Source organism: Weissella koreensis KACC 15510, from assembly GCF_000219805.1.
In the GTDB taxonomy this organism is placed as follows: Bacteria; Bacillota; Bacilli; order Lactobacillales; family Lactobacillaceae; genus Weissella; species Weissella koreensis.
The window spans coordinates 288,735-314,974 of the sequence record NC_015759.1 but is presented as its reverse complement, the minus strand read 5'-3'; the positions used below and the strand labels follow the sequence as shown (position 1 = coordinate 314,974).

Genomic DNA, 26,240 nt, shown 5'->3' with positions numbered 1-26,240 from the left:
TACAAGTTGAATCATCAGTTAAATTGTGTGATTTGTGGTAAAATATGCAAAAGAATGCATAAATTCATGGGACGTAGTGAAGGAAGGCGAGGCATCAATGGCAAATATTATTAATGGAAAAGAAATTGCACAACAAGTTCGTAACGAAGTAACGAATCAAGTTCAACAATTAGCCGATCAAGGAATTATTCCAGGACTTGCAGTGATTATTGTGGGTGATGATCCAGCAAGTCAAATTTATGTTCGAAATAAAGAAAAGGCAGCGGCTAAGGCTGGCATTAACGGCCAAACGATTTCATTTCCTGCTGATGTAGTTGAAGAAGATGTGTTGAATAAAATTCAAGAATTAAATCAAGATGATACAATTGACGCAATTTTATTACAAAGCCCAGTACCAAAACAAATTGATGAACAAAAAATGCAGTCGGCCATTGATCCTAGTAAGGATGTGGATGGTTTTAATCCATTAAATATTGGAAAATTATTTGCTAACCGAGCTGGATATTATCCTATTGCTAATACACCGAAGGGAATAATGAGGCTACTAGCAGAAACACAAGTTGAATTGTCCGGTAAATTCATCGTAATTTTAGGACGCTCTATTTTAGTGGGTCGTCCATTGTTTGCTTTATTGGAAGCGCAGAATGCGACGGTAGCACTATTACATCGTTATACGCCAGATGAATTACGACATAACCTTTTACAACAAGCTGATGTTGTAATTGCAGCAACAGGAGTACCAGGTTTAGTTCAGGGAGTAGATTTAAAAGCTGGTGCTGTTGTGATTGATGTTGGAATAACACGTTTGCCCGATGGACATTTAACGGGGGATGTTGATTTTACAACAGCTCAGGAGGTAGCATCAGCAATTACACCGGTCCCAGGGGGAGTCGGGCCTATGACGATCGCTACTTTGCTACAAACTACTGTTGAATTAGCAGTACAGCACCATCAAATGGAGTTATAAAAATGGATGATTACTTAACCGTTAGTGCTTTAACGCAGTATTTAAAGCGGAAATTTACGGCTGATCCTTACTTGCAAAAAGTATATTTAACGGGCGAAATTTCTAATTTTCGACCTCGGCCGAAACATCAATATTTTTCGATTAAAGATGAAAAGTCGGTGATTAATGCCACTATGTTTCAAGGAGTTTATAATAAATTACCTTTTGAACTAGAAAGTGGGATGAAAGTTAATATAGTTGGACACTTAGATTTATATGCACCAAGCGGAAGCTATTCTATTATTGTGGAGAAAATTGAACCGGATGGAATTGGTGCGCTGGCGGTTCAATTTGAACAATTAAAAAAGAAGTTACAACAAGCAGGCCTCTTTGATAGAAATAAAAGAATGATCCCCAGGTTTCCTAAAAAAATTGCAGTGATAACTTCGCCTAGTGGGGCAGTCATCAGAGATATTATGACGACAGTGCAACGACGTTATCCTATTGCGCAAATTACGCTTTATCCGGCTGTTGTCCAAGGTGAAAATGCAGTGCCCAGTTTATTAAAACAGTTGCAAGCTGTTGATAATAAAAATGATTTTGATGTTTTGATTATTGGTCGTGGTGGAGGATCCATGGAAGATCTATGGGCCTTTAATGATGAACGTTTGGCATTACAGTTAGTACAAAGCTCTATCCCAGTCATTAGTTCTGTCGGACATGAAACAGATACAACTATTGCAGATTACGTTGCAGATCAACGAGCAGCCACACCGACTGCTGCTGCGGAAATTGCAACACCAATTTTATTAACGGATGTGTTAAATGGCCTTCTAAATATTCAGGTTCAAATGAATCATGCTTTAGAACAAAAACTTCAATATTTAAGAGAACGGTTTGATCGGGTACGGCAAAGTCGAGTTCTAAACGAACCCACACGTTTATATGAGGGTGTCAATCAGCGCTTAGACCATGCAACTCAAAATTTACAGAATAATTTTGAAAATTTGCTTCAACAAAAACAACATCAATTTAATTTGCTAGAACAACGCTTAACCCCAGCAATGCAACGACAATTTCAACAAAAGCAAAATCGTTACCAGCAACTTGTTAATGGTTTGAATTTGGTGAGCCCGTTAGCAGTGTTAGCTCGAGGGTACAGTGTAACGACGCAAGAAGAAACAGTTATTAAGCGGATTGATCAAGTTGAACAAGGTGCTAAATTAAAGATTAAGGTTAGTGATGGAACGATTTTGACAGAAGTACAAGGAGTGGAGAAGTAAGATGAGTGAAACAACATTTGAAGAAAAATTGAATACTTTAGAAAAGATTGTGGCCCAATTAGAACAAGGTGAGGTTCCTTTGGGGACAGCCATGGAATCTTTTACAGATGGAACGAAATTAGTAAAAGAATTACAGGCTGAATTACAGTCAGCTGAGCAAAACTTAACTAAGATGGTTCAAGATGATGGGTCAGAAGTACCTTTTGATGTTGAGGGTAAGTAATGTCTTTTAATGAATTTATAAAGCAATATCAGGCATTAGTTGAACAAAATATAGAGCATAATTTGGGAACTTCAACGGATAATAATACGTTAATACAATCTATGCGCTATGCAGCTTTAAATGGCGGAAAGCGTTTAAGACCCCTTCTAACTTTAGCAGTCATTGAAACCTTTGGAAAAGATCCTAAACAATATTTGAAGGTAGCCAATGCTGTTGAATTAATTCATACATATAGTCTAATTCATGATGATTTACCAGCTATGGATGATGATGATTTGAGGCGGGGACAGCCAACAGTACATCGTCAATATGGAGAGGATGTTGCCATTTTAGCAGGTGATGCCCTTCAAGCAACTGCCTTTGAATGGTTGATTAATCCAGTGTTAACCAGTTTGCAACAAGTTAAATTGGTACATAATTTAGCGCAGGCTGCTGGAGCTTATGGTATGGTTGGCGGTCAATTTGCTGATATGGAAGCGACTAATAAACCAGATATTTCAGTCAATGAATTAGCAAAAGTTCATCGTGGTAAAACAGGGGCATTATTAGCTTATTCATTTGTAGCTGGAGGAATTATTACTGATTTATCGTCTGAAGTACAGACGGAGTTGGCTGAATTTGGTCTTGCATTTGGATTAGCTTTTCAGATTAAAGACGATTTATTAGATTTAAAACAGGATGATACAGAAAATAAACAGTCATATCCTTATTTGTTAGGAATTGATGGTGCAAAAAATAAATTAATTAAACAATTAAAACAAGCCCAAGATAGTTTAAAAAAAATACAAGTAGCAACTAATCATGAAACAGAACTTTTAAATGATTGTTTGCATTATTTTGATGATATGGTGGAAAATTAAATGACAGGAATAATAAAAGAACGAGTGGACGTATTGGCGGTCCAACAAGGACTATTTACGTCAAGGGAGCAAGCAAAACGTGCCATTATGGCTGGTGAAATTTTAGGTATTAATGAGCAACGAATGGATAAAGCAGGCGAAAAAATTCCGGTTACCACTGAATTGCATTTAAAAGGGACACCAATGCCATATGTTTCTCGTGGCGGATTTAAACTAGAAAAAATGCGAGATGTTTTTAATTTAGATTTTAAGGATAAAATTGTTTTAGATATTGGTTCATCGACGGGTGGGTTTACGGATGTTTCATTGCAAAGTGGGGCGAAACAAGTTTATGCGTTGGATGTTGGAACTAATCAACTTGCCTGGAAATTACGTTCAGATGAACGAGTCATCGTTATGGAAAATACTAATTTTAGGTACAGTGAACTAGCTGATTTTGATGCAGGTCAACCTCAAATGGCGACCATTGATGTCTCATTTATATCATTAAATTTAATTTTAGGACCCTTATCTAAAATTTTAGTTGAAGGTGGGTCAGTAGCAACTTTGATTAAGCCGCAGTTTGAAGCAGGACGTGAAGCAGTTGGAAAGCATGGAATTGTCAAGGATGCTAGGACACACTTGTCTGTTATTAATAAAGTTAGCGAATATGCTAAATTAGCTGGATTTAGTATTGTTAATCTTGATTTTTCCCCTATTAAAGGTGGGTCTGGTAATATTGAATTTATTGCACATTTGAAGTTAGATGGTGGGGCTGAAACATTAGATGAAACGCAACGCCAATCCGTAGTCACAGCGGCGCATGAACAATTAAATGCTCACCGGGAGTAACAGAGATGGTTAGTAATAAAAAAGAACGACAGGCTGAAATAAAAAAAATTATTACGCAACAAAAAGTACAAAAGCAAGATGAATTGGTGCAAATTTTGAATGAACGTGGTTGGAACGTTACACAAGCAACGGTTTCACGAGATATAGCTAGTATGCAGCTGGTCAAAGTTCCGTTAGCACGTGGTGGCTTTGCATATGACATCATGCATGGAGCGGACTATCTAGTGCAAGTACGGGCAATTTTAAATGAAGATCAGACAAAGATAAAAGCGCAAAATAATATGGTTTTAATTCAAGTTCGTCCTGGAACGGGTCCTGTGTTGAAAATTTCGTTAGAAACCATGGATTTACCAGAAGTTTTTGGGGTATTAGGGGATGATTCCACTGTATTGGTGATTGTCAAAGAAGGGTATACAGGTAAACAGTTGTTATATCAATTATTACAATTATCTTAGCGATAGGAGGCAAAATTTTGTTACAAGAACTTTCAATTAAAGATTTTGCAATTATCCCAACTCTGGATTTGAGTTTTGAAAATGGAATGACGGTTTTAACGGGTGAGACGGGAGCAGGGAAGTCAATTATTATTGATGCCGTTGGTCTGTTAGCGGGTGGTCGTAGTTCTGTAGAGTATATTAGAGAAGGAACTAAAAAAGCGACCTTACAGGGCCTTTTTTCTGTTGAAACTAATGCAAACGTTTTGCCGGCTTTGGAAGAATACGGGATTGAATTAGATGATAATCAGGTACTGATTAGTCGAGAAATTCATAGAAGCGGTCGGAACGTTATTCGAATTAATGGGGTAATGGTCAATGGTGCTGGTCTGCGTAAAATAGGACAGTACCTAGTAGATATTCATGGCCAAAATGAGCATCAGGAACTTATGAAGGTTGATCGGCATGAATATTTATTAGATCAATTTGCGCAAAAGGAAGTTGGTCCTGTATTGAAAAAGTATCAATCCGCTTATTCTGAATACAGAAAATATTTCAAATTGTATCAACAACGTCGAGCAGATGAACAAGCCTTTGCTCAGAGATTAGACATGTTAAACTTTCAAGTAAATGAGCTGCAGGAAGCACATTTAATCGTGGGTGAAGAAGAACAATTAAATCATGAATATCAAGAACTATCTAATTTTCAGGATGTTCTAGAGGCGCTTTCGACCGCTTATGAAGTATTGGCAGGTGATTGGGAAGGTAATGGATTAGATGTTGTTAGTCGGTCCGTTGATACTTTAGAAAGAATCGAGGAATTAAGTCCTCGGTATCAAAAGTTAACAGAGACCGTTAGAGGAGCATATTTTGAGCTGCAAGAAGCAACATCTGAGGCGCTATCAATTCGGGATAATCTTGAATTTGATGCTGAACGATTAACTGAAGTTACGGATCGTTTGAATTTAATTAATACCTTGGAAAATAAATACGGTACTGATATTTCGGAAATTTTGAAGTATCAAGCAACGATTGAAGCGGAATTAGCAGAAATGACTGGTAATGGATTACAGTTAAGTGATTTAAAGGAACAGGCTATAGCTGCTAAAAAAAATGCTCAGAAGTTAGCCGATCAATTAACCAATTTGCGTCAGGCGGCATCGGTTAAATTAGCCACAGCTATTCATCAACAATTGGCCGATTTGTACATGGAAAAGGCGGTATTTTCTGTGCATCTGACGGCTACGAAAAATTTGCAGGTCAGAGGGCAAGACCAAATTGAATTTTATATTCAAACTAATCCAGGGGAATCTGCTAAACCATTAGCTAAAATTGCTTCAGGTGGTGAATTGAGTCGAATGATGTTAGCGATGAAAACTATTTTTGCACGAGATCAAGGGGTAACATCAATTATTTTTGATGAAGTTGATACTGGTGTATCAGGACGGGTAGCACAGTCAATTGCAAATAAAATTGCTAAAATTGCTAGTTATTCACAAGTGCTTACTATTACGCATTTGCCACAAGTGGCTGCGGTAGCAGATCATCATCTTTATATTGAGAAAAATATCATTAAGCAGCGTACTGTTACAACGGTTAAACATTTGAATGAAAATGAGCGGATTGATGAATTAGCTCGTATGTTATCAGGTGATCAATTGACAGATGCGGCACGTGCCAATGCACGGGATCTGTTGACTCAAGCAAATTCATGAGTCCTTATTTCTATAAGTAGATAGGACGATATTTATTTTGCTTGAATAAATTTAATAAAAAAGGTAAGATTAAGGTTATTAATTAGAAGGATTAAAGGGGAGCATTGACCATGAAACGTGGGGTTTTAATTGTATTATCAGGACCATCAGGAGTAGGTAAGGGAACAGTTCGTAAAGCCTTATTTGAAGAACCAGATATTGATTTTACATATTCTATTTCAATGACTACTCGTCAACCACGCAATGGTGAAGTAGACGGGGAAGATTACTTCTTTGTGAACCGTAATGAATTTGAAGAAAATATTACTGCTGGGAATATGCTAGAGTATGCCGAGTATGTTGGCAATTATTATGGAACGCCAAAAAGTTTTATTGACAATACTCTTGCGTCGGGACATGATGTTTTCTTGGAAATTGATGTTCAAGGGGCTTTGCAAGTTAAAGAAAAAATGCCTGAAGGGGCATACATCTTTTTGACCCCACCAGATTTACAGGCCTTAAAAGAACGTTTAGTTGGTCGTGGAACTGATGATCCAGAAATTATTGACCGACGAGTGGCGGCGGCATCATCTGAAATTCGGATGATGTCAAAATATGACTACGCTGTGGTCAATGATGAAGTTCAGTTAGCAGTACAACGAATTAAAGATATTGTTAAGGTCGAACGTTTAAGAGTTAATCGTATTTTACCAGAATATATAGCCATGATTGAGGAGTTAGAAAAATGATCTTATATCCATCAGTAGATAAATTGTTAGAAAAAGTTAATTCACGTTATAAGTTGATTGCATTGAGCTCAAAGCGGGCACATGAATTAGAACAAGGTAGTTTACCAACACTTTCACACTTTGATTCTGTTAAACCAGTAGGACAAGCTTTGGAAGAAATTGAAGCTGGAAATATTATTGTTGATCCAGACGAGAAGCACTTCGATTAATCTTTAATTAAGCTAGTTAAAGCTTAATAAATTTAACAGGGGATGGGGTTTTAATCTCATCTTTTTTATTTAATAAATGTTTTTTGAAAGGATGACTAAAATCATGCCTATTTTAGTAGCAACCCATAAAGATTATGCGATGCCTAGTGATAAATTTTATCAACCGATTTATGTTGGATCAGCTCTACATAAAAAAAAGATTAATAATTTTTTAAGTGATGCAACTGGAGATAATATTTCGATTAAAAATCCTTATTATAATGAATTAACGGCGCTTTATTGGGCAAAGTACAATTTACAGGATCAAAAGATTATTGGGTTAGCTCATTATCGGCGTTTTCTGGGGCATAAAGCAAGTCATCAATATCAAGATATATTAACTGAATATGAAGTTAATCAAGCTTTAGAAAATTTTGATGTATTAGTACCCAAGGCTAGAAATTATTGGATTGAAAATCAAGAACAACATTATTTGAACGCGCATTCCCATGAGCCTTGGCAAATTTTACAAAAAGTAATTGCTGAGCAATTTTCTGATTATCAACAAGCTTTTAAGCAAGTCAGTGCTTCTAAAAAAGCGCATTTATTTAATATGAGCATAATGAAACAAACTGAATTTCAAGCTTATACTGATTTTTTATTTGATGTATTATCAGCCGTTGAAAAAGAGCTTGATTTTACTAAATTACATGACCAAGATCAACGTACATTGGGCTTCTTAGGAGAACGCATGCTAGACGTTTGGTTAATAAAAACCAATTCGACATATCAAGAGTTTCCAATGGTATCAATTGAAAAAATAAATTGGATTACTAAAGGTTGGCATTTCTTATTACGCCATTTTGGATTAAAGCACCAGGCTAAAACACATTTTTAAAGGAGATCTAGCATGACAACGAGTGCAGTAGTTGTGACCTTTAATCGGTTGCCGATGTTGAAGGAAGTTATTGCAGCATTGCAAAATTCCACAACAAAAGTGGATCATATTATTGTGATTGATAATAATTCAAGAGATGATACTGTAGCTTACTTAACGAGCCTAGGATCACAAATTGAGTATGTACGATTAGGCGAAAATTTAGGTGGCGCAGGAGGATTTAACCGTGGAGTTCGTTATTTCATGGAAAAAACTAATGACGAATTTGTTTGGTTAATGGATGACGATACTGTTCCGCTGGCGGATACGCTGACGAATTTGTTGAAATTTGCTGATGAAAAAGATCAGTTTGGATTCTTGGCTTCGGATGTACGCTGGGTAGATGGACATCGAGCCAAGATGAATAACCCTTCGCCCGTGAATCGAGCACGTAAAATTCCAGAGGATAGTACTACACCTGAAAAGTTAAAAAACGCTACTTTTGTGAGTTTATTAATGCCACGTGAAATTATTGCTCAAATGGGGTTACCAATTACGGAATTCTTTATTTGGGGTGATGATATTGAATATACGGAACGGGCAGGACGTTTAGCAGCAGGATATTTTGTCCCTCAAGCACGCGTTATCCATAAAATGAAGAGTAATGTTGGATCTGATGTCTTGACTGATTCGCTTGATCGGTTACCACGATATTTTTATTCGTATCGAAATAAAATTTATTATGGGGCTAAACGTTCGTTAATGGGCCATATTAGATCCAATCTTAGAATTACGCTAGAATTTTTAAGAGTGCTTTTTAAACCCGGAGTTGATCATCGAAAAGAACGCCTTCAAGTGGTTTGGAGTGGGATTGTAGCAGGACATAAATTTAAACCTGAAATTGAATTTGCTGAACCAAAAGATTAATTATGGTAAACTTAATTAACTTTATATGAAGATTGTGTAATTGAGAGGAATTAGAAGAATGACTTTTAACGATAAAAATTATGATTATTTAATTGTTGGAGCAGGGCCTTATGGTTCAATCTTTGCTCATGAAGCAGCTAAGCGCGGTAAGCGTTCGCTCATTATTGAAAAGCGTTCGCATATTGGTGGAAATATGTATACTCACAGTGAGCACGGAATTACGGTTCACGACTTTGGAGCACATATTTTCCATACAGATAATAAAGAAGTTTGGGATTATATTCGTCAATTTGCAGAATTTAATGGTTTTCAAAATCAAGTTGTAGCTAATTATAATGGATCACTATACAACCTTCCTTTTAATATGAATACATTTTATGAAATGTGGGGAACCAAAACTCCTGCTGAAGCCAAAGCTAAAATTGATGCACAAAAGGCAGAAGCTGTTGCAGCTATGAACGGAAAAGCGCCTCGCAACTTAGAAGAACAAGCTATTTCATTAATTGGAACTGAAATTTATGAGAAGTTGATCAAGGGTTATACGGAAAAGCAATGGGGCCGCAAAGCGACGGAATTGCCTGCTTTCATTATTAAGCGCTTGCCAGTTCGCTTCATTTACGATAATAATTACTTTAATCATCGTTACCAAGGAATCCCAGTTGGTGGTTACACTCAAATCTTTGACCGATTAATTATGGATAATGATTTAATCGATGTACAGGTTGATACTGATTTCTTTGCACATCGTGATGAATATATAGCTGAATTTCCTCGCATCGTCTACACTGGAATGATTGATCAATTCTTCGATTATAAGTATGGAGAATTGGAATATAGGTCCCTACGTTTTGAAAGTGAAACACTTGATAGTGATAACTATCAAGGAAATGCTGTTATTAATTATACAGATGCTGAAACTCCATACACGCGAGTTATGGAGTGGCGTCATTTTGATGGCTTGGCTGATGAAGGTAAGACGGTTATTACACGCGAATATCCTCAAGCATGGGATCGTAGTAAAGAAGCCTATTATCCCGTTAATGATGAAAAAAATACTAACATGTATAAACAATATGCGAAAGAAGCACGTGAACACGAAGCTAAAGTTCTCTTTGGTGGTCGTTTAGGTCAATATCGTTATTTCGATATGGATCAAGTTATTAATGCAGCTTTCAATGATTTGCGTCGTGAATTTAAGCTTGAAGCTGAGTTTAATTTTGCTCATGATGAGACTAAATAACAATTAAATATAAATGAACTGAAACTATTTAAACCTAAAATTATGAGTTTTGTTTCATTTTTTAAAGTCCTGAATTTTAAAATTAATTCAGGACTTTTATTTTTAATTTTATAAAAGAAATTTGATTGATCATTTGAATTAGGGATTAATTTATATAAAGGTTAAATTAATTGTGATTTTGAAAAAGAAAGTAAATGAGAGGTTATTTTGTCGTAATTGATGGGATAAATCGTTAATTTTTAGTATAATGAAACCAGCGTCCATGAAAAAACGTGTAGGCAATGCAGTGCTGGCAAGGGTCAGGCTTAGTGTCCATGATGGTCGAAGAAAGGTTAGAAGATGATTAATAATTGGGAAAAGTTTTTACGGCCATATGAACAAGCCGTAGCGGAACTTAAAGTTAAATTTAAAGCATTACGGGAAGAATATATTATTAAGGGCGCAGAAACACCGATTGAATTTGTGACAGGTCGGGTAAAAAGTGTTGATGCAATCCAAGAAAAACTAGTTCGTCGGCATGTCGACGAGGAACGTCTTGAACAAGATATGCAGGACCTAGCCGGAATTCGAATCATGACTCAATTTACCAATGATATTTATACGGTGGTTGATTTAATTCGTGATAGAAATGATATGGTGGTATTGGAAGAACGTGACTATGTCACTAATTCTAAGCCTTCAGGTTATCGCTCATATCATATTGTGGTGGAGTATCCACTAGAAACCATTGATGGTGAACGTAAAATTTTAGTTGAAATTCAGATTCGAACGATGCAAATGAATGTTTGGGCAACAATTGAACATGCAATTAATTATAAATATGAAGGTGAATACCCTGAAGATATGGAGGGTAAGTTACGTGAAGTCGCAGAATTAACTTTCAAGGTTGATGAATTGTTCCAAGAGATGCACCAAGAAATTAGTGATTCACAACAGGCATTAAGAAATCATACGAAAAGAGAAACATTAAGCGATGAGAATTTCGATCTATCAGAATAAAAGTGCTCGCTCGCAAAAGGTAAGTGATAATCTTAAAATCTTATTGTCAGAACATAAGCATCGTTTTACATTTGATGAGATTAATCCTGAAGTAGTGATTAGTATCGGGGGCGATGGAACTTTATTATCAGCATTTCAAAAATATTTAGATCAAATTGATCAAGTTCGTTTTGTGGGTGTTCATACGGGTCATCTTGGATTTTATGCAGATTGGCAAGAATTTGAATTGGACGAATTAGTTGATTCTTTACTGCAATTACAACCGCAAACCATTAAATATCCATTATTAGAATCGATTGTTCAATATTCAGATGGTTCGCAAAAACGAGTTCTTTCAATGAATGAAGCGGCCTTAAAACAGATTTCGGGTACTTTAGCGGCCGATGTTTTAATTGATGGTGAATTGTTTGAACGTTTTCGTGGTGATGGTTTAACGGCTGCCACACCAACGGGATCAACAGCTTATAATAAAGCAATTGGTGGAGCTGTTATGAATCCTAGTTTAGCTAGTATTCAATTATCCGAAATTGCTTCAATTAATAATCAGGTATTTAGGACACTTGGTTCTCCTTTGGTCGTGGGGCCAAAAGAAGTAATTCGAGTTGTACCGTTGAAAGCTGATAATGAAATAATTTTAAGTCATGATCATTTAAACGAAACAACTGACCAAATTGCATGGGTTGAATTTAGAGTTGCCCATGAACAAGTTTCATTTGCTAGTTATAGACATACACCTTTTTGGCGTAGAGTAAGAAATAGTTTTATTGGGGATGAGGTAGTAGATTAATGGCAACGTTTAGCTGGGTTAAATTAGATGAAGGCAGTATCAAAATTAAGAATTTTTTGGCTGAACGCGGAGTTTCTCATCGAATGTTTAGTATTATTAAACGTGGTGGCGGTCGCATTCTTTTAAATGGTCGACCAGTTAAAACGGTGGACTTAGTTAAAATGGATCAAAGGGTGACGGTTATTATGCCGCCGGAAGTTAGTAATGATTTATTGCCTTTTTCAAATCAATCAATTGAAATATTATTTGAAGATGATAATTATTTAGTTGTAAATAAAGAAGCGGGCGTTACATCTGTACCAGGCAAGGCTGATCGTGAGAATACGATGGTTAATCGTGTTAAAGGACATTTACAACGTGAAAATGCGGCCGACTTAGTACCACATGTGGTTACTAGATTAGATCGATTCACGTCTGGTGTGGCCTTATTGGCAAAACATCGTTTCGCACATGGATTATTAGATAAGGATTTAAAAAGTCATTCGGTTGATAAACGTTACTTAGCATTGGTGGATGGTGACTTGGATCAGGACTACGGTATGATTGATGCACCAATTGGTCGAATGGATGATGATTTTATACGACGTGAGGTTCGATCAGATGGTAGAGCATCTCAAACAGAATATTGGGTCTTAAAGCGATTTGGTAATCAAACCTTAGTCCGTGTTCAATTACATACTGGAAGAACCCATCAAATTCGTGTTCATTTTAAATCGATTGGTCATCCTCTTGTAGGAGATGAAATTTACGGAGGCCCATTAGATCGAGGGGCAACTCGTCAAATGTTACATGCTTATTGGATTCAATGGTTTGATCCTTTTGCCCAAATTGATCGCCATTTTACGGCCCCAGTACCAGAAGATATGAAAAAAGTCATGGATGGTTTTTTACCAGAACTCATTGATGATTAATTAATGTGAGGGGATTAATCAATGGTTAATGATGAATTACGAAGTGAAATTATCCCAATTTATAAACGGATTGTAAGGGATCTTAAACATGGAGCACAAGATGATTTTAAATTGTGTTTTTTTGATTTGCATAATTATGATCAAGCTCAAATCTATCAAGCTTTACCACCTCAATTGCGGCATCAATTAATCGAATGGATTGATCCAATGGAATTGGCAGATGTTTTTGACCTGATCGAACCAGAAGTGGTCGAAGAGGATCAATTATTGTCAGAAATGACGCCACGGTATGCTGCGGATGTCTTGAACGAAATGTATGTCGATAATGCGGTGGATGTTTTGGATGAAATGCCTGAAGCACAACAGGAGCATTATTTGAAGCAGCTATCTGATACAGATGCAAAAGAAATTCGAAATTTGTTAGGATATGCGGACCAAACGGCAGGGTCTTTGATGACTCCTGAATACGTTGGCATCAGTTCTCAAGCATCGATTGGTGAAGCGTTAAGCTTAGTGAAGCAATTTGCTGAAGAATCAGAACAAATTTCTTATATTTATGTTGTTGAGCAAGAAAAATTGATCGGAGTAATTTCTTTACGAAGTCTGATTGTTCATCCAGATCACGAAAAAGTCCAAGATGTTATGACTCAATCATTGGTGACAGTTCAACCAGGTGATGATCAAGAAATTGTGGCTCGTTTAATGGCAGATTATGACTTAGTGGCGATTCCCGTAGTTAATGAACAAAACAAGATGTTGGGGATCATTATGATCGATGATATTTTGGATGTTATTGAAGCTGAAAGTGCAGAGGATTATGAGCGCTTTGCGGGAGTTCATAATTTAGATCTAGAGGAATCACCTTTTCAATCCATTTTTAAACGATTACCATGGTTAATTGTTTTGGTGTTTTTGGGACTTGGGACAGCCTCTATTATTAATCACTATGACCAATTAGTGCAACAAATGTCAGTCTTAGCCGTTTTTATTAGTTTAATTACTGGAACTGCAGGAAATGCAGGAACACAAGCCTTGGCTGTTTCAATTCGTCGAATTACCCTAAAAGAAAAAAAGGGTACTTTGATCATGTTTTTAACTGAATTATTAATTGGATTATCGATCGGTCTGATTACCGGCGGTACGATTTTATTAGTGGTTTGGATTTGGAAGGCTAATTTTTTATTAGGTCTAGCCGTTGGTTTGGCTATGGCTGGGGCGATTACGGTGGCAAATTTAGCTGGAGCTTTTGTACCTTTGTTGATGGAAAGTTTAAAAATTGACCCTGCGGTAGCTTCAGGACCATTTATTTCTACTTTGAGTGACCTAACCTCAGTTATTATTTATTTTAATATTGCAAGTTGGATTTTGAATGTTTGGGTTTGAAAATAACTGATCGATAAAAAAGGATGAAGAGAGGTCAAAAGAGAGCATGCATGGTTTAGATAGATTAAATAAATTTCAAATTATCCTTTTGGGAGTTTTAAGTGCGTTTGCTGTGTTTTCAATGGATTTTTATCTGCCAGGATTACCAGCTTTGCAAAAAGATTTACATACGACCGCATCATTAGCACAAATGACGATTACTACCTCGTTAGTGGGGTTAGGAGTGGGTCAATTATTTATTGGGCCTTGGTCTGATCGAATTGGACGTCGAGTACCATTACTCGTAGGAACTTTAGTATTTGGGATTACTTCACTATTAATGATCGATATTAATAATATTTGGTTTATGATTGTTCTACGATTTTTTCAAGGATTATCTGGATCGGTAGGAATTGTCTTATCTTTAGCCATTATTACAGATTGTTTTGATGGAAAAGAATTAACCAAAAATATTGCCATTAATCAAGCGATTAATGGGGTTTTTCCAGTTTTAGCACCGATTATAGGTGGATTAGTTGTAATGGCTGCTGATTGGCAGATGACCTTTGTAATTATGGCAGTTATGGGCTTTTGTTTATGGATTGGGGTTAAATGGGGATTGCCTGAAACTAGAAAACCAAAAGAAAATATTAGTCAAGTAGGTGGTAATACAGTTAACTATAAAGAATTAATACATGATAAAAATTTTACACTGTACTTATTGATACAAGCTTTAATGATGGCGTCTTTGTTTGCATATATTGCGGGTTCATCATTTGTGTTAGAAAATATTTTTCAGCTAAGCATTCCGATGTTTGGAGTAGTTTATGCAATTAATGGGATAGGAATTACCATTGCCACTTCCTTTGCAGGTTTTTTTGCACGAAAATATGGGGAACATTTAATTCTTGGTGGATTCATTATTTATGGTATTTTTGGTGGTTTATTATTAGCTGGTAGTTTATTTTTTGCTAATGATTTATGGTTAATTTTAATTGCTTTCTTTATCATCACATCGGCAATTGGCGGGGTGCAAGGAATGGCAACGGCTTTGGCTATGCGTGGCAAACAAGCTCAAGCAGGTAGTGCCTCTGCGCTCTTGGGGATGGCTCGCTATGCTATTGGGGGATTAATGTCACCTCTAGTCGGGGTTTTCGGAACAGACTCATATGTGGCGTTAGCTATTTTGATTTGCTTAGTTCAGTGGGGGGCGTTTATTTTATATTTACGGGTCCCTCGGTTAAAAATGTAATCACTTTGCAATGAGCAATCTAGAAACAATATGATATAATTTAATCAGGAATAATTCTATGTAGATTTGAGCAAGTAGAGATGTTATGTTTGGTGAAAATAACACAGTCTGATAGAAGTTGCTACCTAATTAATGTTTATGAAAATAAACCGGATCCCTTCGTTAAAAGGATTAGAGTGGTAATGTAGGCAGATTGTCTCATTGCAACTAAGGTGGTACCGCGTGTTAGTCGTCCTTAGTTTGTAGTGAGGCGGTCTGCCTTTTAAAATCTAGTTAGGTTTACATGACATTAATTATTAAATTATAGGTGAGGAAAGAGTAAACATGAAAGAATTATCATCAGCAGAAGTTCGATCAATGTTCTTACGTTTTTTTGAAAGTAAAGGACACAGTATTGAACCATCACAACCGTTAATCCCAAAGGATGATCCTACGCTTCTATGGATTAATTCAGGGGTTGCAACACTTAAAAAATATTTTGATGGATCAGTTATTCCAGATAACCACCGAATTACGAATGCTCAAAAGTCTATTCGAACAAATGATATTGAAAATGTTGGACATACAGCCCGTCACCATACATTGTTTGAAATGATGGGTAATTTTTCTATTGGTGATTATTTTAAACCAGAAGTGATTCCTTGGGCATGGGAGTTGTTAACTAGTCCGGAATGGTTTGATTTTGATGCTGAAAAATTATATGTAACAGTTTATCCTAATGATACCGAAGCTAAAAATATTTGGCTTGAAAAAGTTGGTATTGCATCAGATCATCTTTATGAAGAACCAGATAATTTCTGGGACATTGGTGAAGGACCTTCTGGTCCGGATACTGAGATTTTCTATGACCGTGGTGCAGAATTTGATGCAGCAGAGCCTGCTGAAAATTATCCTGGTGGTGAAAATGAACGTTATTTAGAAATTTGGAATATCGTCTTTTCGCAATATAATCATTTGCCAGGCTTAACTAATAATGCCGATTATCCAGAGTTGCCACATAAAAATATTGATACTGGTATGGGACTTGAACGAGTTGTTTCAATTTTCCAACATGCAGAGACTAATTTTGAAACTGATTTGTTCTTACCATTGATTCAAATGACTGAAAAATTAGCACCACAATATAAATATGGAAATGATGCAGAAAAAGACATTTCGTTTAAGGTGATTGCTGACCATGCTAGAGCCGTAACCTTTGCGATTGGAGATGGCGCTTTGCCATCTAATGAGGGTCGTGGCTACATTATTCGTCGTTTGTTGAGACGTGCTGTTTTACATGGACGTAAGTTAGGGATTAACACTAATTTCTTAAGTCAATTAGTACCAGTTGTGGGTGAGATTATGAAGTCTTACTACCCAGAAGTATTATCTAACTCAGAATATATTGCTTCTATTGTTGATGCAGAAGAGGTACGTTTTGGTAAGACTTTAGCCGATGGATTATCTTTGTTGGATGAAGTCATTGAATCATCTAAAGCAGATAATGGGATTATAAGCGGTGCTGTAGCCTTTAAGTTGTATGATACTTATGGATTCCCATTCGAACTAACAGAAGAATCAGCGCTAGATGCTGGTTTGAAAGTTGATCGAGACGGATTTGATCAAGCGATGCAAGCTCAAAAAGATCGAGCACGTGCTGCGCGAAGCAATCAAGCTTCAATGGGTGTTCAAAATGAACTTTTGACTAATTTAAAAACTACTTCAAAATATGTTGGTTGGTCAGAAGAACAAGTTGACCAAGCAGTCTTGGAAGACTTGATTCAAGACGATCACTTAGTTGAAGCAATTGATCAAGGTCAAGTTCAAGCAATCTTTGATTTAACCCCTTTCTATGCTGAAATGGGAGGTCAAGTTGCTGATCGTGGAACTATCACTAATATGGCTGGTGAAGTTGTAGCGACTGTTTCAGACGTACAAACTGCTCCAAATGGACAACATCTGCATACTTTAGAAGTTACTGGACCATTGCAAACTGGTGCTAAATATCAGTTACAAGTAGATCATGCTTATCATGTAGCCGTTTCAAAGAATCATACTGCTACACATATGTTGGACCAAGCATTACGTAATTTGCTAGGTGAACATGCAACTCAGGCTGGATCATTGGTAACGGCTGATGAATTACGTTATGATTTCACTTATAATGGGGCTGTTTCAAATGAAAAGTTACAGGAAATTGAAGATCTAATTAACCAAAAGATTTTGGAAAATTTGCCTATTTCTTGGGTTGAAACTGATATAGAGTCAGCTAAAAAGTTAGGTGCTGTAGCTGTATTTACTGAAAAGTATGGTGATTTGGTCCGAGTTGTTTCAATTGGTGATTTTAATGCTGAATTTGATGGAGGAACTCATGCAAATTCAACGGCAGAGTTAGGTATGTTTAAGATTATCAGTGAATCTGGAACAGGTGCTGGAATTCGACGGATTGTAGCTGTAACTGGTCAAGGTGTAATGAATTATGTGAAAGAACATGATGCTATTTTGCAACAAGCTGCAGCTCAAGTTAAGGCACCAACTTTCAATGAGCTAAATGATAAGATTTCGGCCTTACAAAATGGTTTGAAGGAAGCACAACGTCAAGTTAATTCATTGGAGAAACGTTTAGCTAATCAAGCGGCTGAAAATGCTTTTAGTGCAGTTAAAAACATTGGTAAATGGACAATTATTACAACTGAAATGGAAGTTGAATCTATGGATGTGTTGCGTGAGACGGCGGATAGTTGGAAACAAAGCACACCGTCTGATGTCTTGATTTTGGCAGCTAATCTTGGAGAGAAAGTTAATTTGTTAGTTGCAGTCGCACCTGATGCAGTTAAGCAAGGAATTAAAGCCGGTGATTTGATTAAGGCAATTGCCCCATCTATTGGTGGTGGCGGTGGCGGACGTCCTGACATGGCTCAGGCTGGTGGTAAGAATCCAGCTGGAATTCCTGATGCGTTTACTGAAGCAGAAAACTGGCTGACAAATAAATAATTTAGTGTACAATTACATTAAATGATATTAATGGTTAGTGATTGTTTTTAGAAGGGAGGCCCTCGATGGTTGTAAATGATAAAACAACAGTATTTGAATTTAATGAACCTAAGAAATTAGATATTCAACAAACGTTGGAGATTGTATATTCAGCGTTGGAAGAAAAGGGTTATAATCCAATTAATCAGATCGTGGGATATATCACTTCGGGTGATCCGGCTTATATTCCCCGTAATCATGACGCTCGTAATTTAATTCGTCGCTATGAACGGGATGAAATTATTGAAGTTTTGGTGAAGGAATATTTAAATAAATGAGTATATTTGGATTAGATGTTGGTTCTAAAACAGTTGGAGTTGCAGTTTCCGATCCAATGGGTTGGACGGCGCAAGGACTTGAAATTATTCGAATTAATGAAGATGAAGAAGAATTCGGAATTGAGCGGATGAAGGAATTAGTTTTAAAGCATAAGCCAACTGGATTTTTATTGGGATTGCCTAAAAATATGAATAACAGTATAGGGCCACGGGCAGAAGCAGCTCAAGCATATGGAAAGTTATTGGAAGATACTTTTCATTTACCAATTGATTTTCAAGATGAACGTTTAACAACTGTCGAGGCAGAACGGATGTTAATTGAAGAAGCCGATACATCACGAGTTAAGCGAAAACAAGTTATTGATAAACTTGCTGCATCTTTAATTTTGCAAAATTACCTTGACCGAAAAGGACCGCTTGTAAATGTGAGTGGGACTAAAATGACTTTTGATTAGCAGCTTAAGCTTCTATATAAATGGAGGAAAGATAATGAACGAAGAACAAGATGTGATTACTTTAATTGATGAAAACGGTAATGAAGAATTATTTGATATTCTTTTTGCCTTTGATGAAACTGAAAAGTACAATAAGCGTTATATTTATGTGATTTCAGCTGGAACTGAAGATGAGGATGAAGTTGATATCCAAGCATTTAGTTCTGATATTGCTGATACAGAAGTGACTGCTGAAGGAACTTTAGATCAAATTGAAGATGAAGAAGAGTGGGCTATGGTTGAAGATCGTTTGAATCAATGGCTTGAAGAGAATGAGGATGAGGAATAAAAATGAACGACGACAACCAAGTTTTCATTTTTGAAGATGCCTCTGGTGAATTTGAGTTTCACGAACTTTTTCGTTTTACGGAAAGTACTAATTTTAATAAAACATATATCGTTTTATATTATGGTGATGTGAATAACTTAGATGGTGAAGCTGAAATTCAAGCATATGTTTATGCACCTGATAAAGATCAAACCGCTAATGAGGATGCTTTGTTACCAATTGAGTCTGAAGAAGAGTGGGATATGGTTACTGAAATGATCAATACCTTCTTTGAAGATCCACAAATTAATAATTAATATAAAAGCTCAATGCTGAACGTGGAAAGATTTAATTATCTCTCTGTTACCTTCAATATTGGGCTTTTTTTGTAACAATATAAATCAAAATATTTCTATAAAATATCTAAAAAATAAGTTGACTATATACTATATGTCGTATACTATTAAATCAAGGTCATACTATATGAAGTATAATAAAGAAAGGAAGTCGATATGAATATTAAAGTACCTACTGTGATCCTTGATGGAACAGTTTTGGCTTTATTAGATGAACAAGATCTATATGGCTATGCAATTACCAAGCAAGTACAGCAATATCTAAATGTTAGTGAATCAACAATGTATCCAGTTTTGCGTCGCTTACAAAAAGATCAAATGTTAACGACTTATGATGAACCTTTTGAAGGACGAAATCGACGTTATTACCAAATCACAAAGACTGGTAAAGAAAGTTTACAAAATATTAAAGAAACTTGGCGTGATTTTAGTAGCGCTGTTGACACATTATTACTATCAACAGAAAACGGAGGTGGAACGGATGCATAGTGAAATTGAAGAATATTTAGCAACTTTTGATCGTTATCTAGCACCAATGCCAGATGGAGAACGTAGTGATACGTATCGATATTATGAAGAATTATTTCTAGATTCTGGTATGACAATTGATGAAATTTATAAAGAATTTAGTAGTCCAAAAAATTTAGCGCGTCAAATTAATGCAAATTATGCGATGGGGTGGATGGAAAATGACGAAGATACTGAAGAATCTCGTCCCAGAAATCGACGTAATCAAAAAGAACAGAAAAACCCTTGGAATGCAGCTTGGTTAATCTTGTTGGGGGTATTGGCTTCACCAATTTTGATTCCAGTGGCATTAGTGCTCATTTTTGCTTTTGTAGCTGTAATCATTACTGTGATTGGTATTATATTTGCCTTAGCTGGATTGTTAATTGGAGCTGCTATTGCGGGTGGCTTTATGATTGCCGCTGGTTTTGGTGTAATGTCACAAGGTTTAATGATGGCTTTGATTTTAATTGGAGCAGGAATTGCCGCATTGGGATTAGTTGTGATCAGTATTCCAGTAGTTATTTGGATTGTTTATGGAATCGGTTGGATCGGTTATCGTATTATTAAATGGATTGCAGGTATGACTTTGAAGCGCCGTCCTGAATTAAATCGGAAAGGAGCGTAAAAATGCATAAAAAATTACGAACAGTCCTTATTGTTGGTCTTATTGCTACGGTTATTGGAGTTATCGTAGGATTTATCGGATGGTATGGTAATCATCAAAAGTTAGATAATGTGAACTATAATCATGGTTTTAAAATTGTAAAATATCAAAAAAGAAGTGATTATCAAATTAATGATTTTAAAAAGCTTAATTTACAAGTTCAAGGCGCAGATGTTGAAATTAAACGTGGGAATAAATTTAAATTAGAGACAAAATTACCTGATCAACAAAAATTAACGGTTGATCAAAATAATGATAAAATGTCAATTATTTCAGGCCGTTTTGAGTTTGCGGGGATAGGATTTAACCACGAAAATTCTTATATTACTTTAACTGTGCCAAAAGATTATCCATTAAGTGAATTAAAGGTTATGATGAGTGATGGCGCTTTAACAATCAATCACTTAAAGGTTGATGAAAAAGTTCAAATTCAAAATGAAAATGCTGGAATTATTTTGAACAACGTTAACTTTAATCAAAGCACAGTGACGAATAGTGATGGTGGAATCCGGTTAATAGATGGCGAATTTAATAATATTGATTTGCGTAATGATGAAGGAGCGCTTCGGACCGTTAATACGAAATTTACGGGAGAAAATAAAATTTGGGTTCGCGATTCATCAATCGTCCTTTCTAATTTAAATGATAATTTACAAACTCAATTGGAAGTCGAAAATGGGGATTTAACCATTGATTACGATAATGCTATTACTCAAAAAGAACATCATGGAGATGATGTTCTTGAGAAGAGCACAATTGGTAATGATGAAAATAATAAATTAACGGTTCATAATGTTTACGGATCAATTCGCGTGGCTAAGGATGAAGTTCGAGAATATTCGGATAATTATTAATATGATTGAACTTTTCAATTATTCAAAAAGGCTGGGATGATTTTACCCAGCCTTTTTTTGTGTGATAAAAATTTAAAGATATTGATATCAACGTAAATAATTATATTAATTCTTTTTATTTGGATAAGGTTAGTCTTATAGGGTTAAATAATTTATTTTAAATTTAAGCGTAAATGACACATTTTTAAAATGTTGGATTCTTTTTGGATATAGGGGGCTGAGAGTTTATGATTAGATATTTCATACAACGCTATCGAATGTATTTTGGACTTGGTGTAATTATTCTTATATCCCTTTTAGGAATGCTTTATTTCTATGATCAGCGTGATATTTCTAAAAATGCTCTGTTTCAGATAAAAGAGGATAATAGTTCAGTAAAATTAAAAACGATGAACCCTTCAAATGGGGCGCATCATGAAAAACAATGGGTTGTTGATGTTAAAGGTGCAGTATATCATCCGGGGGTTTATTATTTTAAACAGCCTCCACTGGTTCAAACAGTTTTAGATCGTGCAGGGGGATGTAATGAAAAGGTTGATCAGAGGCGCATTAATCTAGCTGCAAAAGTGCAAGATGGTCAAGTTATTTATGTCCCTGAAGGTCAAGAAGCTATACCATCAGAATATCCTTTACCGGGAATGGATCAGATGAAGGCAAATGATAATAATGAAACTTCAACATCAACGCCGGATAAAATTGATTTGAATCATGCAGGTATATCAGACTTAGAACAAATACCGGGCATAGGTCCAAAACGCGCAGCTGAAATTATAGCCTATCGGGATAAAAAACAAGGATTTAAAAATTTAAAGGAACTGCAAGAAATTTCAGGAATTGGTGAAAAAACATACATGAAATTATCAGAACGACTTTACATTTGAAGCAGACCGGGTATTGGTTTAATTTGAGCTTAATTATTATTTGTTTGCATGGAATGCTTTTTTGGCAGCATTGGTCATTATTAATTCCTGAAATTTGGTGTATTTTTATTTTAATTCGGCAACATCGAAATTGTTTTGATTGGCTTTTAGCAATTTTGATCTGCATTATAATATGTTTTATTGGCGGATGGCAAAAGTATAAATTGGAAAATAGTTTTGAATTGAATGGAAAACAAGTAAAAATTCAAATTCATCCAAATAAAATTCAACAGACGAAATATGGTTGGCGTGGTTTCGGTGAATTAAATGGTCGAAGCATTATCGTTGCTTGGCAACAAAAAGATTTGGATTATTCGAAGTTAACCCCACAAAATCAGGATAAAATTTCAATAACAGGTTCTGGAAAATTGCTTAAGGCACAAACTAAAAGAAATCAATTTGATTTTGATTATGCACAGTACTTAAAACAGAGAAATATTAATTATGTTTTTAATTTTACAAAAATAAAACTGATTCAAAGAACAAAATTAACAGGGATATCATGGCTGGTTAATCAAATCGAAAAATTACATTTATATTTAGTATGCTGGTTTGAAAAACTACCATCATCGCTTAGAGATTACAGCGAAACATTACTGTTAGGATATACTCGGAAAAACTTTTTTGATGATAACCCTGGGATTCAGAAATTGGGGTTAGTTCATTTATTTAGTATTTCGGGTTTTCAAGTGATGCTTTTTTACCAGTTATGGCGAAAGGTTGGGCGTCATTTAAGAGTTCCACTTGAATTTAATTTACTGGGGCTACAATTTGGTCTTATTTTCGTATGGATATTTGCGGGAGGTGTACTTTCTTTAATTCGGCCCATCTTATTAGCTAGTTTGCATTTGTGGTCAGAGGTACATCTAATTAAGTTAGCTCCAATTGATGCTTGGGGCATCACAGCTATTTTGGGCTTACTGTTTGAACCTGGAATATTACAGACGATGGGGGGACAATTGTCTTATTTATTAGCTTTGGGGTTAATTATTTTCCAGGATAAACCAGCATGGAAACAAAGCATTTGTTTGGGAGTACTTATTATTCCAATAATTATAACTTATACACATCAATGGCACCCCGTTGCGTTATTAGTAAATATATTAGCTGTGCCTTTATTTACATGGGTTATTATTCCATTAATTTTAATCGGGGTTGGTGCTTTTTGTTTTCAGCAGATGGAGTTAGCTAATTTTTGTGACTATATCATTTATATTTTTAAAATAGGGATCAAATTAGGAGATACCTTACCAGGTATGTTAAATTTTCCAGCTATTCATGATATTTGGTTGATAATTATTTTAACGATCACAATAATCGCTTTAGTAGAATATAAAGTGAAATGGATTCTAATTTTATTGGTAATCTATTTTATTAGTTGGGGCTATGTTTTCGTCAACCCATGTGGCCGAGTAATATTTTTTGATGTTGGTCAGGGGGATGCGACTTTAATTATAGAACCATTTTTAAAATCTACTACATTAGTAGACGTGGGAGGTAAGTTTAATTGGAAAAATTCAAAGCAAAATTATCAGGCTAAGGAATTAGAAGCTAATTTGTGGGCTCATGGAATTACTCAAGTTGATCAAGTAGTTTTGACACATCAAGATTATGATCATATTGGTAATTTATTAGAATTAGCACGTGATATTAAAATTAGACGCATTATTATTCCACAGGGAATGGAAAAAACGAAAGCGTTTAAAAAATTTGTGGCACCTTCAAATATATCAGTTGAAACGATCAAAGCGCCTGCAACATTGCTAAATTCTTTTTATGTTTTACATCCTATGAAATCTGGTAGCGGTAAAAACGAGGATTCTATAGCGTTGTTTAAACAGTGTGGAAGCCTAGGGCTGATTTTAACAGGTGATTTAGATCAAATGGGTGAGTTAAAAATATTAGAACGATACCAACTGCCTTTAAATGGGATATTAAAATTGGGACATCATGGTTCCAATACAAGTACACATTCAAATTGGATTTGTCAATTAAAACCAAGATATGCGTTGATTTCGGCTGGTGTTAATAATCGTTACCATCATCCGCATGAAGAAACCATGAAAAAGTTAGATCAGGGGCCAACTATTGTGTTTAATACGCAAAAAAATGGTATGGTATCATATACATGGTTTAGAAAATGGTTTTGGTGGAGGACGCAGTTAGATGGCAGTTAATTTAAAAACAATTGAAGATGATGTTGCCGCAGGTAAAATTGCACCTGTGTATTTGGTGCAAGGTACTGATCAGTATTTAATGGATCAAGCACATCAAATATTTGTTAATATGATCCCTGAAGACGAGCGATCAATGAATTTCGCAACTTATGATCTTAGAGAACAAAATTTGTCAAATGCGTTGGATGATGCCCGATCAATGCCGTTTTTTGGTGAACGTCGGGTCGTGATAATTGATAATACGTATATCTTAACTGGAGAACAAGTTAAAAATAAGCTGGATCATAATCCTGAGGAATTATTAGATTATTTACAACATCCTGAGCCACAAACCACTTTGGTTTTGATGGCTCCGTATGAAAAGTTGGATCGCAGAAAAAAGATCACTAAATTATTACAAGAACAAAGCGTTCATTTATCTTTTGGTAATTTGTCTGAAAATGATGTTAAAAAAATTGTTGATATTAGATTAAAGGGACAAGGATTTACGATTACAGCAGGGGCGTTACAACGGTTATTTCAAATAACTAATTTAAATTTATCGCAAATTATGCAAGAGCTACAAAAAGTAACTTTGTATGCGATACCTGAAAAAGAAATTAGTGAAAAAATGATTCAGGCAACGGCAACTAAAACATTAAATGATAGTGTTTTTGATTTGATTGATCTAATCATCAATTTTAAAGTTAATCAGGCAGTTTTGTTATATCATCAACTAATTTTAAATGGAGAAGAGCCATTGCGATTGCAAGGGGCGATGACAAGTCACTTCCGACTACTTTTACAAGTTAAAGCTTCTACTATGAGTGAACAAGGGACAGCTAAGGCTTTGGGGATCCATCCTTATCGAATTAAATTAGCTCGAAAAACGGTTCAAAAATTTCAATATCAACAACTGGCGAAAACATATTTACAATTAGTTCATATGGAGCAACAAATTAAGACCACACAGCGAGATCCAGAATTGTTATTTGAACTATTTATGTTAAAAGTTGGACATAGTAATAATTAATTCTTTCTAATGAAAAGTTTGCTATTTATGACACGATAAGATACAATAATTAAGTGCAATTTAGCACACGACCTTATTCTCCGTTTTCCCGGATCACCGTCGGATTACGTAGAATAGGGTGACATTTTATTT

General features: G+C 35.6%; 28 protein-coding genes. All 28 read left to right on the top strand.

What is annotated here, in order from left to right:
- Positions 1-97: 97 nt before the first annotated feature.
- The 28 genes from WKK_RS01555 to holA all read left to right on the top strand — a co-directional run bounded on the left by WKK_RS01555 (position 98) and on the right by holA (position 26,108).
- Entirely contained in the window at positions 98-967 is an 870-nt protein-coding gene (locus tag WKK_RS01555) for a bifunctional 5,10-methylenetetrahydrofolate dehydrogenase/5,10-methenyltetrahydrofolate cyclohydrolase (protein WP_006845762.1), read from the top strand.
- 2 nt (positions 968-969) lie between these two features.
- The gene (xseA, locus tag WKK_RS01550; protein ID WP_013989231.1) at positions 970-2,229 is read left to right on the top strand and encodes an exodeoxyribonuclease VII large subunit; all 1,260 of its coding nucleotides are present in this window, start codon (positions 970-972) and stop codon (positions 2,227-2,229) included.
- A 1-nt stretch (position 2,230) separates the two neighbouring features.
- A complete protein-coding gene (locus WKK_RS01545) occupies positions 2,231-2,452 on the top strand; it encodes an exodeoxyribonuclease VII small subunit (RefSeq protein ID WP_006845760.1) in 222 nt (73 codons plus the stop codon).
- Positions 2,452-3,312, top strand: a complete 861-nt coding sequence (locus WKK_RS01540; protein WP_013989230.1) for a polyprenyl synthetase family protein — start codon at positions 2,452-2,454, stop codon at positions 3,310-3,312. The genes WKK_RS01545 and WKK_RS01540 overlap by 1 nt, the downstream gene beginning before the upstream one ends.
- The gene (locus WKK_RS01535; RefSeq protein WP_013989229.1) at positions 3,313-4,143 is read left to right on the top strand and encodes a TlyA family RNA methyltransferase; all 831 of its coding nucleotides are present in this window, start codon (positions 3,313-3,315) and stop codon (positions 4,141-4,143) included. It abuts the gene before it with no gap.
- Positions 4,144-4,148: 5 nt separating this feature from the next.
- Positions 4,149-4,598: an arginine repressor gene (locus tag WKK_RS01530; RefSeq protein WP_006845757.1), complete on the top strand. Its 450-nt coding sequence runs from the start codon at positions 4,149-4,151 to the stop codon at positions 4,596-4,598.
- A gap of 17 nt (positions 4,599-4,615) precedes the next feature.
- The gene (gene recN / locus WKK_RS01525) at positions 4,616-6,292 is read left to right on the top strand and encodes a DNA repair protein RecN (RefSeq protein ID WP_013989228.1); all 1,677 of its coding nucleotides are present in this window, start codon (positions 4,616-4,618) and stop codon (positions 6,290-6,292) included.
- 110 nt (positions 6,293-6,402) lie between these two features.
- Complete coding sequence (gene gmk, locus WKK_RS01520) at positions 6,403-7,020, top strand: guanylate kinase (protein WP_006845755.1); 618 nt, start codon at positions 6,403-6,405, stop codon at positions 7,018-7,020.
- Positions 7,017-7,229: a DNA-directed RNA polymerase subunit omega gene (rpoZ, locus tag WKK_RS01515; protein WP_006845754.1), complete on the top strand. Its 213-nt coding sequence runs from the start codon at positions 7,017-7,019 to the stop codon at positions 7,227-7,229. Before gmk ends, rpoZ begins: the two co-directional genes overlap by 4 nt.
- 103 nt (positions 7,230-7,332) lie before the next feature.
- Positions 7,333-8,106 (top strand): DUF4422 domain-containing protein, encoded by a 774-nt coding sequence (locus WKK_RS01510; RefSeq protein ID WP_013989227.1) that lies wholly within the window; start codon positions 7,333-7,335, stop codon positions 8,104-8,106.
- Between the two features lie 12 nt (positions 8,107-8,118).
- On the top strand, positions 8,119-9,012 hold the full coding sequence (locus WKK_RS01505) for a glycosyltransferase family 2 protein (RefSeq protein ID WP_013989226.1): 894 nt from the start codon (positions 8,119-8,121) through the stop codon (positions 9,010-9,012).
- Positions 9,013-9,070: 58 nt separating this feature from the next.
- Positions 9,071-10,252 (top strand): UDP-galactopyranose mutase, encoded by a 1,182-nt coding sequence (gene glf, locus WKK_RS01500; protein WP_006845751.1) that lies wholly within the window; start codon positions 9,071-9,073, stop codon positions 10,250-10,252.
- A gap of 339 nt (positions 10,253-10,591) precedes the next feature.
- Positions 10,592-11,251, top strand: coding sequence for a GTP pyrophosphokinase (locus tag WKK_RS01495; RefSeq protein WP_006845750.1), 660 nt, complete (start codon positions 10,592-10,594; stop codon positions 11,249-11,251).
- Positions 11,226-12,038, top strand: coding sequence for an NAD kinase (locus WKK_RS01490; protein WP_006845749.1), 813 nt, complete (start codon positions 11,226-11,228; stop codon positions 12,036-12,038). Before WKK_RS01495 ends, WKK_RS01490 begins: the two co-directional genes overlap by 26 nt.
- Positions 12,038-12,949: an RluA family pseudouridine synthase gene (locus tag WKK_RS01485; RefSeq protein WP_006845748.1), complete on the top strand. Its 912-nt coding sequence runs from the start codon at positions 12,038-12,040 to the stop codon at positions 12,947-12,949. Before WKK_RS01490 ends, WKK_RS01485 begins: the two co-directional genes overlap by 1 nt.
- Positions 12,950-12,970: 21 nt before the next feature.
- Positions 12,971-14,332, top strand: coding sequence for a magnesium transporter (gene mgtE, locus WKK_RS01480; protein WP_006845747.1), 1,362 nt, complete (start codon positions 12,971-12,973; stop codon positions 14,330-14,332).
- Between the two features lie 46 nt (positions 14,333-14,378).
- Positions 14,379-15,563, top strand: a complete 1,185-nt coding sequence (locus WKK_RS01475) for a multidrug effflux MFS transporter (RefSeq protein ID WP_006845746.1) — start codon at positions 14,379-14,381, stop codon at positions 15,561-15,563.
- Between the two features lie 324 nt (positions 15,564-15,887).
- Positions 15,888-18,536, top strand: coding sequence for an alanine--tRNA ligase (gene alaS / locus WKK_RS01470; protein ID WP_006845745.1), 2,649 nt, complete (start codon positions 15,888-15,890; stop codon positions 18,534-18,536).
- A 65-nt stretch (positions 18,537-18,601) separates the two neighbouring features.
- On the top strand, positions 18,602-18,853 hold the full coding sequence (locus WKK_RS01465; protein ID WP_006845744.1) for an IreB family regulatory phosphoprotein: 252 nt from the start codon (positions 18,602-18,604) through the stop codon (positions 18,851-18,853).
- Complete coding sequence (ruvX, locus tag WKK_RS01460) at positions 18,850-19,308, top strand: Holliday junction resolvase RuvX (RefSeq protein ID WP_006845743.1); 459 nt, start codon at positions 18,850-18,852, stop codon at positions 19,306-19,308. Before WKK_RS01465 ends, ruvX begins: the two co-directional genes overlap by 4 nt.
- 34 nt (positions 19,309-19,342) lie before the next feature.
- Positions 19,343-19,636: a DUF1292 domain-containing protein gene (locus tag WKK_RS01455; protein ID WP_006845742.1), complete on the top strand. Its 294-nt coding sequence runs from the start codon at positions 19,343-19,345 to the stop codon at positions 19,634-19,636.
- A 2-nt stretch (positions 19,637-19,638) separates the two neighbouring features.
- Entirely contained in the window at positions 19,639-19,932 is a 294-nt protein-coding gene (locus WKK_RS01450; protein WP_006845741.1) for a DUF1292 domain-containing protein, read from the top strand.
- 195 nt (positions 19,933-20,127) lie between these two features.
- Positions 20,128-20,460 carry a PadR family transcriptional regulator gene (locus WKK_RS01445; RefSeq protein WP_006845740.1) on the top strand — a complete coding sequence of 111 codons (333 nt, stop codon included), beginning with the start codon at positions 20,128-20,130 and terminating at the stop codon, positions 20,458-20,460.
- Positions 20,453-21,106, top strand: coding sequence for a DUF1700 domain-containing protein (locus WKK_RS01440; protein ID WP_013989225.1), 654 nt, complete (start codon positions 20,453-20,455; stop codon positions 21,104-21,106). Before WKK_RS01445 ends, WKK_RS01440 begins: the two co-directional genes overlap by 8 nt.
- 2 nt (positions 21,107-21,108) lie before the next feature.
- The gene (locus WKK_RS01435; RefSeq protein ID WP_013989224.1) at positions 21,109-21,999 is read left to right on the top strand and encodes a DUF4097 family beta strand repeat-containing protein; all 891 of its coding nucleotides are present in this window, start codon (positions 21,109-21,111) and stop codon (positions 21,997-21,999) included.
- Positions 22,000-22,226: 227 nt separating this feature from the next.
- On the top strand, positions 22,227-22,880 hold the full coding sequence (locus WKK_RS01430; protein WP_013989223.1) for a helix-hairpin-helix domain-containing protein: 654 nt from the start codon (positions 22,227-22,229) through the stop codon (positions 22,878-22,880).
- Between the two features lie 23 nt (positions 22,881-22,903).
- Positions 22,904-25,096: a ComEC/Rec2 family competence protein gene (locus tag WKK_RS01425; protein WP_242821448.1), complete on the top strand. Its 2,193-nt coding sequence runs from the start codon at positions 22,904-22,906 to the stop codon at positions 25,094-25,096.
- Positions 25,086-26,108, top strand: coding sequence for a DNA polymerase III subunit delta (holA, locus tag WKK_RS01420; protein WP_013989221.1), 1,023 nt, complete (start codon positions 25,086-25,088; stop codon positions 26,106-26,108). Before WKK_RS01425 ends, holA begins: the two co-directional genes overlap by 11 nt.
- Positions 26,109-26,240 lie beyond the last annotated feature (132 nt).

Bases quoted from the DNA above. Each gene is read 5' to 3' on its own strand.
- WKK_RS01485 (WP_006845748.1), top strand. From the start codon at position 12,038: ATGGCAACGTTTAGCTGGGTTAAATTAGATGAAGGCAGTATCAAAATT.
- WKK_RS01455 (WP_006845742.1), top strand. From the start codon at position 19,343: ATGAACGAAGAACAAGATGTGATTACTTTAATTGATGAAAACGGTAAT.
- rpoZ (WP_006845754.1), top strand. From the start codon at position 7,017: ATGATCTTATATCCATCAGTAGATAAATTGTTAGAAAAAGTTAATTCA.
- WKK_RS01465 (WP_006845744.1), top strand. From the start codon at position 18,602: ATGGTTGTAAATGATAAAACAACAGTATTTGAATTTAATGAACCTAAG.
- WKK_RS01530 (WP_006845757.1), top strand. From the start codon at position 4,149: ATGGTTAGTAATAAAAAAGAACGACAGGCTGAAATAAAAAAAATTATT.
- WKK_RS01450 (WP_006845741.1), top strand. From the start codon at position 19,639: ATGAACGACGACAACCAAGTTTTCATTTTTGAAGATGCCTCTGGTGAA.
- WKK_RS01440 (WP_013989225.1), top strand. From the start codon at position 20,453: ATGCATAGTGAAATTGAAGAATATTTAGCAACTTTTGATCGTTATCTA.
- WKK_RS01555 (WP_006845762.1), top strand. From the start codon at position 98: ATGGCAAATATTATTAATGGAAAAGAAATTGCACAACAAGTTCGTAAC.
- WKK_RS01535 (WP_013989229.1), top strand. From the start codon at position 3,313: ATGACAGGAATAATAAAAGAACGAGTGGACGTATTGGCGGTCCAACAA.
- WKK_RS01430 (WP_013989223.1), top strand. From the start codon at position 22,227: ATGATTAGATATTTCATACAACGCTATCGAATGTATTTTGGACTTGGT.
- xseA (WP_013989231.1), top strand. From the start codon at position 970: ATGGATGATTACTTAACCGTTAGTGCTTTAACGCAGTATTTAAAGCGG.
- WKK_RS01475 (WP_006845746.1), top strand. From the start codon at position 14,379: ATGCATGGTTTAGATAGATTAAATAAATTTCAAATTATCCTTTTGGGA.
- WKK_RS01505 (WP_013989226.1), top strand. From the start codon at position 8,119: ATGACAACGAGTGCAGTAGTTGTGACCTTTAATCGGTTGCCGATGTTG.
- gmk (WP_006845755.1), top strand. From the start codon at position 6,403: ATGAAACGTGGGGTTTTAATTGTATTATCAGGACCATCAGGAGTAGGT.
- WKK_RS01545 (WP_006845760.1), top strand. From the start codon at position 2,231: ATGAGTGAAACAACATTTGAAGAAAAATTGAATACTTTAGAAAAGATT.
- mgtE (WP_006845747.1), top strand. From the start codon at position 12,971: ATGGTTAATGATGAATTACGAAGTGAAATTATCCCAATTTATAAACGG.
- WKK_RS01445 (WP_006845740.1), top strand. From the start codon at position 20,128: ATGAATATTAAAGTACCTACTGTGATCCTTGATGGAACAGTTTTGGCT.
- alaS (WP_006845745.1), top strand. From the start codon at position 15,888: ATGAAAGAATTATCATCAGCAGAAGTTCGATCAATGTTCTTACGTTTT.
- WKK_RS01540 (WP_013989230.1), top strand. From the start codon at position 2,452: ATGTCTTTTAATGAATTTATAAAGCAATATCAGGCATTAGTTGAACAA.
- holA (WP_013989221.1), top strand. From the start codon at position 25,086: ATGGCAGTTAATTTAAAAACAATTGAAGATGATGTTGCCGCAGGTAAA.
- ruvX (WP_006845743.1), top strand. From the start codon at position 18,850: ATGAGTATATTTGGATTAGATGTTGGTTCTAAAACAGTTGGAGTTGCA.
- WKK_RS01495 (WP_006845750.1), top strand. From the start codon at position 10,592: ATGATTAATAATTGGGAAAAGTTTTTACGGCCATATGAACAAGCCGTA.
- WKK_RS01435 (WP_013989224.1), top strand. From the start codon at position 21,109: ATGCATAAAAAATTACGAACAGTCCTTATTGTTGGTCTTATTGCTACG.
- WKK_RS01510 (WP_013989227.1), top strand. From the start codon at position 7,333: ATGCCTATTTTAGTAGCAACCCATAAAGATTATGCGATGCCTAGTGAT.
- WKK_RS01490 (WP_006845749.1), top strand. From the start codon at position 11,226: ATGAGAATTTCGATCTATCAGAATAAAAGTGCTCGCTCGCAAAAGGTA.
- glf (WP_006845751.1), top strand. From the start codon at position 9,071: ATGACTTTTAACGATAAAAATTATGATTATTTAATTGTTGGAGCAGGG.